The organism is Acinetobacter sp. YH12200 (genome assembly GCF_013418175.1).
Lineage (GTDB): Bacteria > Pseudomonadota > Gammaproteobacteria > Pseudomonadales > Moraxellaceae > Acinetobacter > Acinetobacter pseudolwoffii.
Map to the genome: position 1 here is coordinate 1 of NZ_VPCO01000039.1, position 12,280 is coordinate 12,280.

The 12,280-nt window shown below is 40.4% G+C and carries 13 protein-coding genes and 3 pseudogenes; 5 read left to right on the plus strand and 11 right to left on the minus strand.

Annotated features, from left to right (window positions below):
- Nucleotides 1-117: pseudogene (locus tag FTU90_RS14970) on the plus strand (IS30 family transposase); the annotation flags it as partial.
- A gap of 394 nt (nucleotides 118-511) precedes the next feature.
- Nucleotides 512-730 (plus strand): hypothetical protein, encoded by a 219-nt coding sequence (locus FTU90_RS14975; RefSeq protein WP_005097112.1) that lies wholly within the window; start codon nucleotides 512-514, stop codon nucleotides 728-730.
- Nucleotides 731-812: 82 nt separating this feature from the next.
- Here FTU90_RS14975 and FTU90_RS14980 read toward each other — a convergent pair whose 3' ends face one another.
- A complete protein-coding gene (locus FTU90_RS14980; protein ID WP_005097113.1) occupies nucleotides 813-1,271 on the minus strand; it encodes a hypothetical protein in 459 nt (152 codons plus the stop codon).
- A gap of 117 nt (nucleotides 1,272-1,388) precedes the next feature.
- Between FTU90_RS14980 and FTU90_RS14985 the strand changes: the two genes are divergently transcribed.
- On the plus strand, nucleotides 1,389-2,252 hold the full coding sequence (locus FTU90_RS14985) for an alpha/beta fold hydrolase (protein WP_074383206.1): 864 nt from the start codon (nucleotides 1,389-1,391) through the stop codon (nucleotides 2,250-2,252).
- Nucleotides 2,253-2,404: 152 nt separating this feature from the next.
- Here FTU90_RS14985 and gltS read toward each other — a convergent pair whose 3' ends face one another.
- The 7 genes from gltS to FTU90_RS15020 all read right to left on the minus strand — a co-directional run bounded on the left by gltS (nucleotide 2,405) and on the right by FTU90_RS15020 (nucleotide 9,235).
- Entirely contained in the window at nucleotides 2,405-3,628 is a 1,224-nt protein-coding gene (gene gltS, locus FTU90_RS14990; protein ID WP_005097189.1) for a sodium/glutamate symporter, read from the minus strand.
- Nucleotides 3,629-3,752: 124 nt separating this feature from the next.
- Entirely contained in the window at nucleotides 3,753-3,974 is a 222-nt protein-coding gene (locus tag FTU90_RS14995) for a hypothetical protein (protein WP_080633091.1), read from the minus strand.
- A 112-nt stretch (nucleotides 3,975-4,086) separates the two neighbouring features.
- Complete coding sequence (locus FTU90_RS15000; RefSeq protein WP_005097190.1) at nucleotides 4,087-4,809, minus strand: hypothetical protein; 723 nt, start codon at nucleotides 4,807-4,809, stop codon at nucleotides 4,087-4,089.
- Between the two features lie 96 nt (nucleotides 4,810-4,905).
- On the minus strand, nucleotides 4,906-7,545 hold the full coding sequence (locus FTU90_RS15005; RefSeq protein WP_005097191.1) for a bifunctional aconitate hydratase 2/2-methylisocitrate dehydratase: 2,640 nt from the start codon (nucleotides 7,543-7,545) through the stop codon (nucleotides 4,906-4,908).
- A 297-nt stretch (nucleotides 7,546-7,842) separates the two neighbouring features.
- Nucleotides 7,843-8,112 (minus strand): hypothetical protein, encoded by a 270-nt coding sequence (locus FTU90_RS15010; RefSeq protein ID WP_005097192.1) that lies wholly within the window; start codon nucleotides 8,110-8,112, stop codon nucleotides 7,843-7,845.
- A gap of 214 nt (nucleotides 8,113-8,326) precedes the next feature.
- Entirely contained in the window at nucleotides 8,327-8,686 is a 360-nt protein-coding gene (locus tag FTU90_RS15015; protein ID WP_005097193.1) for a hypothetical protein, read from the minus strand.
- A gap of 114 nt (nucleotides 8,687-8,800) precedes the next feature.
- Nucleotides 8,801-9,235 carry an I78 family peptidase inhibitor gene (locus FTU90_RS15020; RefSeq protein WP_074383210.1) on the minus strand — a complete coding sequence of 145 codons (435 nt, stop codon included), beginning with the start codon at nucleotides 9,233-9,235 and terminating at the stop codon, nucleotides 8,801-8,803.
- A gap of 350 nt (nucleotides 9,236-9,585) precedes the next feature.
- On the opposite strand from FTU90_RS15020, the pseudogene xseA reads away from it, so the two are divergent.
- Nucleotides 9,586-10,849: pseudogene (gene xseA / locus FTU90_RS15025) on the plus strand (exodeoxyribonuclease VII large subunit).
- Nucleotides 10,839-11,033, plus strand: a complete 195-nt coding sequence (xseB, locus tag FTU90_RS15030; protein WP_005170556.1) for an exodeoxyribonuclease VII small subunit — start codon at nucleotides 10,839-10,841, stop codon at nucleotides 11,031-11,033. Before xseA ends, xseB begins: the two are co-directional and overlap by 11 nt.
- Nucleotides 11,034-11,121: 88 nt before the next feature.
- Here the strand turns inward: xseB and FTU90_RS15035 are convergent, their stop codons facing one another.
- The 3 genes and pseudogenes from FTU90_RS15035 to FTU90_RS15045 all read right to left on the minus strand — a co-directional run.
- Nucleotides 11,122-11,325, minus strand: coding sequence for a hypothetical protein (locus FTU90_RS15035; protein WP_005097198.1), 204 nt, complete (start codon nucleotides 11,323-11,325; stop codon nucleotides 11,122-11,124).
- 313 nt (nucleotides 11,326-11,638) lie between these two features.
- Nucleotides 11,639-11,839: a hypothetical protein gene (locus tag FTU90_RS15040; RefSeq protein WP_005097200.1), complete on the minus strand. Its 201-nt coding sequence runs from the start codon at nucleotides 11,837-11,839 to the stop codon at nucleotides 11,639-11,641.
- Nucleotides 11,840-12,161: 322 nt separating this feature from the next.
- Nucleotides 12,162-12,280, minus strand: a pseudogene (locus FTU90_RS15045) (IS30 family transposase); the annotation flags it as partial.

Genomic DNA, 12,280 nt, shown 5'->3' on the forward strand with positions numbered 1-12,280 from the left:
AACGAACAAATAGAGCAGATAGAATTTGCACTCAACCATCGTCCTAGAAAAACACTAGGTTGGTATACGCCTAGTGAAGTTATGGCTGGTTTTTATACTGTTGCACTTGCCGCTTGAATCCGCCTATAAATATAAATAATTTTTTGAATTTTAGCTTTTAGATACATGTTGTTGCTGACTTAAACCATCTTGCCCCCTGACTTATACACAGTCTTACATTCTATTGATTAACACTACATATCTTTGGCGTAGAATTTGCATTTTCTATCTGCTCACATCAAACAATTGCTAGCTATTGTTTTCATGACGATATGGAGGTGTAATCTGAATATATAATGCTTTACTAATCAATTGATTATGTATTTTTACGACTAAAGAAGGCCATTTTGACCCTGAAAGTGCAGCCCGATGGTTGCAAAGGCTGATATTAAACAGTACAACTGTATGTTCAATTCTGACTAACTTAATCTGCTTTAGTCTTCAATAACATAAATAAATGGGAGGGATGGAGATGTTATCATTACATTTCAACAAGCAAGTCTTCATTGACGCTCTTAAAGCCAACGACACCAATCTGGTGACATTTATATGCACCACTTTTGCACTTATGCTGACTTTAACCGTCCATTGCTTAATTCAAGGTAATTTAAAACTTGAATACTTTGGTTATGCGCTGATCGTCTCAGCTGCTTTCTTCCTGTGGGCTGCCATAGACCAGAAATACCGATAATCAAATTTTAAATTAGCCCAGATGGATGATGTGGCCAGTCATCCATCTGGTAAAAAAACCAAAATATTACTTTTAAGAATAATTAAAATAGCCCACCAAATGCGCCATAGAGTAAAATCCCCGTTCCTCCAAGTTCTGCAATAATTAATCCCAGCATTGCCAAGCTCATCAGACTGCCAGGTAGATGAAACCGACCCAGTTGATGCGGTTGCTTAAACTGATTGGTGGTATCTTGCAGGAAACCATGCAGCATATAAGCTGCAATCGAAAAACTAAAAAATACGATATTCACCAGTACGCAGATCAAATTCATGGCACTGGATAAATCGGAATAATATGCCAGAACTGCCAGAATTAGCGTCGCTGGTGCATATAGCAGACTGCTACGATGGGCAATATCGACATAATAATGTGCGCGTGACTGTGGTGATTGACGGATCTGCCAATACTTCCAGACCCCGGTAAACATCCCAATCCACAAGAATATTCCACTAAAAATAATGGCGATTTTAACGGCCAGTGCAAGTTCCATTGATAGCATAAGCTCATTCCATATCTATTATTTTACTGACTTTTAAGTCATGCTTTGCGCAAGCATCCCTTCAAAAACTGTATAAAGTTAAAGCTTCATCAGGAAGCTAAAATCATAGTGTATCGTATGTCTGAATTTGAAACATTGACTCTACAGTGCCAGGATGGCTATCACTTAAGTGCACGCTTTTATGCGGCTTCTTCAGAATCTGAAAAACGTCCGGTATTGGTCTGTCCTGCCACAGGTATTACCCAACAGTTTTATCATCATTTCTGCATCTGGTTGCAAGCTCAGGGCTATGCGGTACTGGTCTTTGACTTTCGGGGAATTGGTGAGTCACTCGCAGGCCCTTTAAAACAGTCCAAAGCCAGCATTGTGCAATGGGGTCAACTGGATATTCCCGCCGCGATTGATGCTTTATTAGCACGTACTCATGCAGAAAAAGTGATTTTGCTGGGGCATAGTGCTGGTGGTCAGCTTCTGGGGATCGTACCGAATTATGACAAAGTTGCAAAAGTGGTGGCTGTTGCTGGCTCAACCGGACATATCAAAGGACTTAAAGGTAAAACCAAACTGCTGGCGCCGGTCATGTTCAATCTCATTTTCCCACTGGCCCGTATGAGCAAAGGATATGCTCCAACTCAAGCGATTGGCATGGGCGAAAATCTGCCTAAAGATGTGGCGCGTGAATGGGCACAGTTCTGTAGCAAACCGGGCTATGTCATGAATGCAATGGGTAAAACCCTATTACCACGCTCAGATTTTCATGCTCAAATCACCTGCCCGATTATTTCGATCTGGTCATCGGATGATGAAATTGCAACAGAAGCAAATGTAAAAGATTTACTGCGTTTATACCCCAATGCAGACACTCAGATGATTGAGCTTCAACCTAAAAGATATGCGCATAAAGCCATTGGCCATATGCTGATGTTTAAAAAATCACATCAAAACTTATGGCCGGTGATTGAACAACAATTGACGGTTTAAATCAGATTTAGATGGTTATTTGCAAGCTGCTATGTTCTAATACACTCAGTTTGAGATGAGCCTCTTACAGTATATGGGCTTGACCTATATACGACTAGCCCCTAACCATGGGGCTTTTTATTGCATGTATGATTTTAAAAACGTATTAACATTTAGCCGAAAAATGCAATGATGCTTTGGATCACCACAGCATTCACAATATCAATAAAAAATGCACCACACAGCGGTACAATTAAAAAAGCTTTATGTGATGGACCATAGCTATTGGTCACCGCCTGAATATTGGCAATCGCTGTCGGTGTTGCCCCCATACCAAAACCACAATGCCCTGCCACTAATACTGCTGCATCGTAATTTTTGCCCATGATTCTAAAGGTCACAATTGCGGTAAATAAAATCAATACCGCTGTCTGCGCCAATAAAATGGTAATGAGCGGACCTGCCAAATCGGCCAGTAACCAGAGTTGCAGTGATAGTAAAGCCATAGATAAATACAGGGATAAAGACGCATTGCCAAATACATCGATTGCACGGTCGAAGATATCGACTTTCAGCACATGCTCCAAGACATTACGCACAATCACACCTGTGCCTAAAGCCCATACAAAAGTGGGCAATTCAAACCATCTTCCCTGGCTGAAGTCTGTCATCTGATTGGCGACAAAAATACACAGGGCAAACATCCCCAAAGTCGACACGGCATTACTGGATGTAATCAATCGGGTTTTCTTTGGATATTCAAAGGGCGCAGTGTTGATGTGCGATTCGAGCTGCTGTTCATTAGTCTCTTGCGCTACTGTTTCAGCCAGTTGGTTGCGTTTAATCAGGAACTTGGCAACTGGACCGCCCACAAGTCCACCAATAATCAAGCCAAAGGTAGCACTTGCCATACCAAGGACAACTGCTCCCTGGATCGCATATTGAGTTTCCAGAACCTCGCCCCAGGCACCGGCGGTACCATGACCACCCGTTAAGGTGACGGAACCGACAATCAAGCCAATCAGTGGATCAAGTCCAAGCGCTGTGGCTAAACTCATACCGACAGCATTTTGCACGACTACAAATAAAATGACACAGACCAAGAAGGTCAGGAGCGATTTTCCACCTTCTTTCAGTTTCAAAAAGTCTGCACTTAAGCCAACAGAAGTAAAGAACATCAGCATCAGGATGGTTTGAATTTGTGCGTCAAATGTGGCACTGATATTAAACAATTTATAGAGAATAAAGGCCGTAATCGCTGCGACTAAACCACCGATTACAGGTTCAGGTAAGTTATAGTTCCTAAAGAAGCTAATTTTACTAACAAGATACCGCCCAATAAAAAGAAAAAAAACAGCAATTACTAGAGTGCCAAAGGCATCTATTTCATAAGTCATAACATTCCCTATTGGCTTTATTTTCATACAGTTTTGGGAAAGAGAGATGAAAAATCAATCATAGAAATGTAATGCAAGTTATTGTTTCTAATAATTGTTTAATTTATAGCCCGAATAGACGCAATTAACGTGATGGAATATCATAAACCCAGTTGCGCGCTTGCTGATCTGTGGTCGTTTCACAAACATAGTAGTCGTGATCCCATGAATCAGGATGGAATATTTCCTTTTTGGTATAGGTGACATTTTTGCATTTTTCGATGCAGACAAAGCTGTCGCCTTGGTCTTTGACTTGGGTTCCGTTAAGGAAACCGCCAATACAGAGGAATCGGGATTGTTTTGTCATTGTTATATCAACTTTTAAATCATTTTTCAATGTGGCGATTAAACGCTGTATTGAGTTAGGTGTAAAGAGAGAAATATTAATGAGCACAAATTCATTTTAAATGATTAGTCCCTTATAAAGTTTTGGAAATATTCTTTTCATCATTCAAAATGTGATATGTCATCCCAAAGGACGGATTATATTTAAATGCTTCATTTAACTGCACCACAGGAATTTTCAAAATTTTTTTATGCTTCTTTCCAAATGAATCAACTATACAGATTTTTATTTTAGTGATTTTATTATGTACAACTGGCGACATCGCTCCCCAACTTTCTTGCTGCTCAAAATATACAACACCACTAATACCTTTTCCTACTTCTATATATTTTTCTACTTTGGCAGGAGAAAGCGTATTTAACTGAGTTAAAAATGGATATACCTTAATTTTATCACCAATTTTGACTTGAAAATCATCTAAAGCTATTACCTGCTCTTTTAGCCAAAACCAACCCAAGAAACGATATTTAAGCCAATTAAAACTAAAAGGGATTATATTCCATTTATACCCAATGAAAATCTTATCTATACCACAAGGTAATTTACCAACATTCTTTATATCTAAATAAAGAGCCACTGCTGTTATATGAGCTTGATGCCCATTAAAAACATTTCCTGTTTCAAAAGTACAAGTAAAAGTTGGACCTTCAATAGTAGTAATTTTAAATTTAGGTTTATTATTAAAATATTTTACAACTATACTAACAACTGTCACTGCCATACCAAATAAAAATATTAGTAAAGCTAAGACACCTTGATTAGCATTTAAATAATCTGGATCTATTAACCTTTCCATTCACATCGCTCAAATAGAATTTAATTCTTCTTTTCGTAAAAAATAAGGGCTGATCAATCAGCCCTTATTTTAAACTACTTTTTAATCAACTTAATATTAAGTCAACTGAGCAGCAGCAATTTTCTTCGTATCAACGTCTTTAGCAGCGTTAGTATATTCGCTCATCTTGTCGAAGCTTAAGTATTGATAGATGTCAGCTGACATGCTGTCAATTTGAGCTGCGTACTGTTGGTATTCTTCTGGAGAAGGTAATTTACCCAATACAGCAGCAACAGAAGCAAGTTCAGCAGAAGCCAAGTAAACGTTAGCACCTTGACCTAAACGGTTCGGGAAGTTACGAGTAGAAGTCGATACACAAGTCGTGTTCGGAGCTACACGTGCCTGGTTACCCATACATAATGAACAACCTGGCATTTCAGTACGCGCGCCAGCTTTACCATAAATATTATAGAAACCTTCTTCCATCAACTGATGTTCGTCCATACGCGTTGGCGGAGCAATCCACAAACGAGTTGACAATGCACCACCTGGAACTTTCTCTAACAATTTACCAGTCGCACGGAAGTGACCAATGTTTGTCATACAAGAACCAACGAATACTTCGTCAATTTTCACGCCTTGAACGTCAGAAAGAAGTTTTGCATCATCTGGATCGTTCGGGCAGCAAAGAACAGGTTCTTTAATGTCAGCTAGATCGATTTCATACACTTTCGTGTATTCAGCATCCGCATCCGCTTTAAGCAGTGATGGATTCGCTAACCATTTTTCCATGTTCTCAACACGACGAGCCATTGTACGCGCATCGCCATAACCTTCAGAAATCATCCACTTAAGCATAGTGATGTTTGAACGAAGGTATTCAGCAACTTTCTCTTCAGAAAGCGTGATCGAACAACCAGCAGCTGAACGTTCAGCAGAAGCATCAGACAATTCGAATGCTTGCTCAACAGTCAGGTCAGTTTCCATTTCTGTCAAATCGATCTCAAGGATACGACCAGAGAAGATGTTTTTCTTACCTTTCTTCTCTACAGTTAAGTCACCCGCTTGAATTGCGTAGTAAGGAATTGCATGTACCAGGTCACGTAGTGTGATACCAGGCTGCATTTTACCTTTGAACTTCACAAGTACAGATTCAGGCATATCAAGTGGCATAACACCAGTTGCTGCAGCAAAAGCTACTAGACCAGAACCCGCCGGGAACGAAATACCGATTGGGAAACGAGTATGCGAGTCACCACCAGTACCCACAGTATCCGGAAGAAGCATACGGTTTAACCAAGAGTGGATAATACCGTCACCTGGACGTAAAGACACACCACCACGGTTCATGATGAAATCAGGAAGCGAGTGTTGCATTTGAACGTCAACTGGCTTTGGATACGCAGCGGTATGACAGAAAGACTGCATAACAAGGTCAGCAGAGAAACCTAGGCAAGCCAAGTCTTTCAATTCGTCACGCGTCATTGGACCAGTGGTATCTTGCGAACCAACAGTGGTCATCTTAGGTTCACAGTAAGTACCTGGAAGTACGCCTTGACCTTCAGGAAGACCACAAGCGCGACCAACCATTTTCTGTGCTTGAGTGAAGCCTTTGCCAGTTGCAGCAGGTTGAACCGGAGTACGGAACAACGTAGATACTGGAAGACCTAAAGCTTCACGTGCTTTAGTGGTCAAACCACGACCAACGATCAGGTTAATACGACCGCCAGCACGAACTTCGTCTAGAAGTACAGGTGTTTTAAGATCAGCTTCAGCAATTACAGCACCGTCTTTAGATGCAGAAACTTTCGCAGCAGCATGATCGATTTTAAGAACGATTTCATCGCCCATGTTCATGTTGCCAACATCGATCTCGATCGGTAATGCACCCGCATCTTCCATCGTGTTGAAGAAAATTGGCGCAATTTTAGAACCTAGGCAGTAACCACCGTCTTTTTTGTTCGGGATATGAGCAATGTCATCACCAAAGAACCAAAGCACAGAGTTGGTTGCAGATTTACGAGATGAACCTGTACCAACAACGTCACCTACGTAAGCAACTTGGTTGCCTTTCGCGATCAATTCTTTGATTTGGTTTAATGGACCAACTTCACCAGGAACTTCCGGGTTGATTCCGTCACGTACGTTTTTCAACATTGCATTTGCGTGCAATGGAATGTCCGGGCGGCTCCAAGCATCTTGTGCAGGTGACAAGTCATCAGTGTTGGTTTCGCCAGTGACTTTGAAAACTGTCAGTTTGATTTCTTCAGGAACGTCTGGACGTGAAGTAAACCATTCAGCATCAGCCCAAGACTGCATAACAGCTTGTGCATTTGCATTACCCGCTTTTGCTTTATCAGCGACATCGTGGAATGCATCAAATACAAGAAGCGTTTTCTTAAGCGCTTCAGCAGCAAGCTCAGAAAGTTCAGCGTTGTCTAAAAGTTCAACTAAAGGCGCTACGTTATAACCACCAAGCATAGTACCTAGCAAGTAAACCGCACGTTCTTTAGAAATAAGTGGAGAGGTTGCTTCGCCTTTTGCCAATGCAGCCAAGAACGCAGCTTTTACATATGCAGCTTGGTCAACACCTGCTGGTACACGGTTTTCAAGCAAATCTACCAAGTATGCTTCTTCACCAGCTGGCGGGTTAACTAGTAGTTCAACTAATGCAGCGGTTTGGGCATCGTCAAGTGGCTTCGGTGGGACTCCGAGTGCGGCACGTTCTTCAACGTGTTGGCGGTAAGCTTCTAGCACAGTGTTATTCCTCTTTTTTAAAAAATTACTTATGAATTCCTGCTTATTCCAAGCTTCACAAATAATATGGACTCCGAAATTTTACTAAATTTCCAGTTAAAAGTTAATGCAACTCAAGTGTTTCTTTGTGATGCTCGTTATTTTATAACTAAATGATGCTCTTAATGATTATTCAATAATCACTTTTAGATCAGATCTCAAGAAACAAGCCTATGAGCAGGCCCTTTTAACTGAATTTAATGCATAAAAAAGGCAACCATGATGTTGCCTGATTTGAAGTTAAAAAGATACTCCACCTTAGTGTACAGTGGTCGAGTTTAAATATTGCTGATATGAATCCCGGCAGCCTTTGAATTTCACCACGCATTCATCTTCACACATCGTGCTGTGATTATTGCTGGCAAAGGAAATATCCACCTGATACAGCTTTTTTTCTTGTTCTAGCACCTTCTTTAAAAATACTTTGTCGCCTACGCTCAGGACATAGCGACTACCAGCAATAATGACTACACCATGTTCATCTTCTAAGAGCAGATCAGAATGATGTAAATATCTGACGACTTGCATATTGTGTTACTCCTCGGGTAATTGGAGTTAAATTCATTATTCAATATAAAGATAAGTATTTCTATATTTTAGATTTAGAAATTGTCACAAAGTGTACATTTTGCTTAGGCTATTTTTTTATTATTAAGTAGAGGTTTTTTTGTCTTTTATTCGGGTTGATACTTTTTTTAAAGAGATGTTGCTATGCCTGATTCAGCCATTAAAAAACCGTTCCCTAGAACGGTTTGTAATCTGGTAATTCATCATGCGGCGTGGCAATACATTTTTCAGTAAACTCAGCGCGGACTTTTTCACGGGCTGCTTTTACATCTGCCTTAATCTCTTCGGCTGGAAGTGCGTAGACTTCATCAATAATGTTCAGAATAAAACCTTTGGTGGTTTCATCATCGATCTTGAGGGCATGCTCGATTGCTTTCTCTTTCTCAATCGCATTCTGACGATCCAGCATAATGGTTCGCGCGGCATTTCCCACACTTCGACAATAACCTTGCCACTGCTCTTCAGGGGTTAAGGGTTTCTTCTCGGCACAACCGGCCAGAGCCAGCATAAACGATAAAGCCAATAACTTTTTCATGAGTTTCTCCTTCCGAGGGGCAATATAAAAGATCGGGGAAGATTTGTCATTTAAAATGCCAGTATGACTTTAAATTTAAAAAAGCCCATCAATGGGCTTTTGTTTTTTAAATACTTAACCGCATGAAGCCTGAATAATTTTTTTGCTGGCAGGATCTACGGTTACTGTCACACGCTCTTCACGATAATCCATGGTGACTGCTTGACCCGGCTCGACCATACGTACAATCTGCGCCTGGGTTTTCTGTTTGATTTGCGCTTCAGTCAGGTTGGACTGACCAACCAATGTCATCGCCTGATCGGCAATACATTTAGGCTGGTTCATATGCAGCAACTCCCACTCTTCTACCACCTGTCCATTCTTTAAATGACAATATCCAACCTGGCCATTACTTTCATTACGTATTTCAAGCTTGCCACCCTGATTGACACAATAAGTGCTCGCCGGATTTGGCATACCTATTTTGGGCGCTTCCGTTTCTGATTGTGGTGTAGTGGTACAGGCGCTTAAAGCAACCGCCAGCAAACCGAACAGCATTGTTTTTTTCATGAGCGTGTATTCTTCTTCAATAATTCTGCACTAATTTAGCATATTTCCATACCTTTTCTAGGCACAAGTCTGTGTACATTGTTAATCAAATACCTTCAATAAGGTTTAATAATAAAAGTATTGCTAAATTCAGTATTGCTATCTTGCCAACTATTTGATTGATGAAGATAGAGATGCAGGGAATCTGTTTAAATTGAAACGAATACGAATTTAACGTTCTCAATGAAGTGATTCTTCATTCCATCATCAACACAATGTCATTACATAAAGTTTAAGTGACTGCATTTTTAGATTTGTGATCTTGAGCAGATTGATTTACTATTTGATTGAATTTTAAACTTTATACTGGCATGACAGACGATCTCCAACTCTCCCTCAAGGAATATCTTGCGACAGTTCAGGAAGCGGTCAAACTCACTTTCGATACGCCGGTATGGGTCAAAGCTGAGATTCGCAACCTTAGTACCAAAGCAGGTCATTATTATCTGGAACTGGCAGAAAAAGAGGCTGATAGCGATCAGGTCATTGCCAGTTGCCGAGCCACCATCTGGAAATTTAGCGCCCAGAAAATTGTCACTCAATTTGAACGTGAAAGCGGGATTGAATTAAGTCGTGATCTCAAAGTTCTGATTAAAGTCCAAGCCAATTTTGATCCACAATATGGTTTTTCTTTAAATATCGTCGAGATTGACTCGGGTTATACCTTGGGTGATATTGCCCGGCGTTATCAGCAGATTATTGACAGGCTAAGCGCTGATTCAGCGTAATAGAAACCTGCCCAGCCCTTTTGATTTGAACCGAATTTTAGTGATTGCTCCCGAAAACGCAGCAGGTCTCGGAGATTTCAGAAAAGATGCCGATGCACTACATCGTGCGCAAGTTTGCGAGTTTATCTATCACACTGCGACTTTTCAGGGAAATTCTGCCCCGCAAAGCATTATGCAGAGTCTGGCACAAGCTCTGAAACAATGGGCGAAAACCTATGACACTGCGCCAGATTTAATCGTCATTATTCGGGGTGGCGGAGCAGTCAATGATCTGGCTTATTTAAATGATTATGATCTGGCTGCCCTGCTCTGTAAACGCTCGGTTCCGATTTGGGTGGGCATCGGACATGAAAAAGACCACACCATTCTGGATGAGATTGCGCATCGCTCCTTTGATACTCCGAGTAAAGTCATCGCCGGAATTCGCAATCATATAGTCGAACTCACACAAGATGTCTTGAATTATTTACAGCGGATTCAGCGTTTATCTCAACAGCAAATTCAGGCCTACCAAAATCAGAATGATCAATTCTTAAAACTCATTCAAAGTCTGGCCAACAGCCAAATTATGGATGCCCTGCAACGTCTGCAACAGATCAAGGCCAATACCTCCAGTCTGGCTCAGCAACATACCCAACTAATCAATCAGCAGCTAGATGCCCTGATGCGGGAAACGCTATTGCAAAACCCACGACATGTTTTATCGAAAGGTTATGCCATCGTACGTCAGCAAGAACATGTGGTGGGTTCTATCAACCAGATTCAACCCAGCGATCCGGTTCAGGTAGAACTGCAGGATGGCATTTTTTCAGCACAACTTATACAGGTACTTCCCCATGACTCATGATACTTTAAGCTTCCAGCAAGGCTATGACATCTTGAAAAAGAATGCGGAATTGCTCGAATCTCAGCAAGAACCGGACATTGATAATCTGATGAAAATCGTGGAAGAATCCATGAGCGCCTATAAAGCCTGCAAGGCACGTGTTGAAGCGGTGCAAAGTGCGCTAAATGACACATTTAAAGATTAGTGATTGAATGACTCTAGTTGAGTAGCTCAGGCTATTTAAGCATCTTTATATCATAAAAAACCCTCAAAAAATGAGGGCTTTTTTCAATTTAATTTACGCTATGAATATCCAGTTCCTCATTACTTGCCAATACGACAGAGGCTAAAATTGGCACCCCCAGAATAAAGGGTACAGCGAAGATCCATAAAACCACAGTCACTTCTGGATCAAAGAAAAATTGAATCGAAAGCGCAGTCAAAATAAGTACAGCGAATAGAATCATTGCAAAACGGATTATAAATTTAGTTGCCATGCGAACATACTCTGATGAGTGAAATTGTACTTTCAATATACACCTAATTTTATTAAGGCTTTATTGATTTTCAATTTATTATGATCTGATTTGATTGATTTTTTATATTTTAGCGCTAATTTATTGCTTCATTCATTTTTCTTAAGGATGTAACAGAAACATAATTTCAGCCATATTTCACAACTTTTTTGCAGCCCATTGCGCTTAAATTCTGATATTCATTGCTTCTACAGGTGTATACCCAAAGCACTGTACTTCATGACAAAGAAAATCACGAACATAAAAAGCCCAATATTGAATTGGACTTTTTTCTTTACTCTTCAACTTCTATGGGATTACCATCTTCAGGGCGAATATGCCGCGTGCCATCATCTGCAGGATCAACACTTGAACCATCTTTGGTAATCGTGTTGTACAGCTCATCCTCTTTCTTATCATCGATAAACTCTTCATCTTCGAAATCTTGAGGCTCATTGTCATCATCGAAGTTTAACGGCTTTTCTTCATCTATCATGGCGATCCATCACTTCTATAACCCAGAAAATATCATGCTCAAACATTTGATCGTTTCATTCAAGGGTCAAGCATGATCATTTGTGTAACCGGGTCTATATTGCGGTTTTCAAGCCAGATACATATCAATAGATACTAGCGTTCTTTGATAAGTCATTTTTTAATCATTATAAATAAAATACCCTCATCCTCTTGCGAAGCAGTGCTTCTCATCCCAGAAGGATGAGGGTATTTTCAGCATCTATTTAAATATGAATAAATTGAACATTTTTTGATCAATTAAAGATATCTAATGAAATCTAGCAATCATTTAAAAGGCGGATTCAAGCGGCAAGTGCAACAGTATAAAAACCAGCCATAACTTCACTAGGCGTATACCAACCTAGTGTTTTTCTAGGACGATGGTTGAGTGCAAATTCTATCTGCTCTATTTGTTCGTTTG

What these genes read in the sequence shown, in the direction of transcription:
- FTU90_RS15000 (WP_005097190.1), bottom strand. Translation starts at nt 4,809, where the DNA reads ATGGAAAGGTTAATAGATCCAGATTATTTAAATGCTAATCAAGGTGTC.
- xseB (WP_005170556.1), top strand. Translation starts at nt 10,839, where the DNA reads ATGACTCATGATACTTTAAGCTTCCAGCAAGGCTATGACATCTTGAAA.
- FTU90_RS14985 (WP_074383206.1), top strand. Translation starts at nt 1,389, where the DNA reads ATGTCTGAATTTGAAACATTGACTCTACAGTGCCAGGATGGCTATCAC.
- gltS (WP_005097189.1), bottom strand. Translation starts at nt 3,628, where the DNA reads ATGACTTATGAAATAGATGCCTTTGGCACTCTAGTAATTGCTGTTTTT.
- FTU90_RS15035 (WP_005097198.1), bottom strand. Translation starts at nt 11,325, where the DNA reads ATGGCAACTAAATTTATAATCCGTTTTGCAATGATTCTATTCGCTGTA.
- FTU90_RS14995 (WP_080633091.1), bottom strand. Translation starts at nt 3,974, where the DNA reads ATGACAAAACAATCCCGATTCCTCTGTATTGGCGGTTTCCTTAACGGA.
- FTU90_RS15015 (WP_005097193.1), bottom strand. Translation starts at nt 8,686, where the DNA reads ATGAAAAAGTTATTGGCTTTATCGTTTATGCTGGCTCTGGCCGGTTGT.
- FTU90_RS14975 (WP_005097112.1), top strand. Translation starts at nt 512, where the DNA reads ATGTTATCATTACATTTCAACAAGCAAGTCTTCATTGACGCTCTTAAA.
- FTU90_RS15040 (WP_005097200.1), bottom strand. Translation starts at nt 11,839, where the DNA reads ATGATAGATGAAGAAAAGCCGTTAAACTTCGATGATGACAATGAGCCT.
- FTU90_RS14980 (WP_005097113.1), bottom strand. Translation starts at nt 1,271, where the DNA reads ATGCTATCAATGGAACTTGCACTGGCCGTTAAAATCGCCATTATTTTT.
- FTU90_RS15010 (WP_005097192.1), bottom strand. Translation starts at nt 8,112, where the DNA reads ATGCAAGTCGTCAGATATTTACATCATTCTGATCTGCTCTTAGAAGAT.
- FTU90_RS15020 (WP_074383210.1), bottom strand. Translation starts at nt 9,235, where the DNA reads ATGAAAAAAACAATGCTGTTCGGTTTGCTGGCGGTTGCTTTAAGCGCC.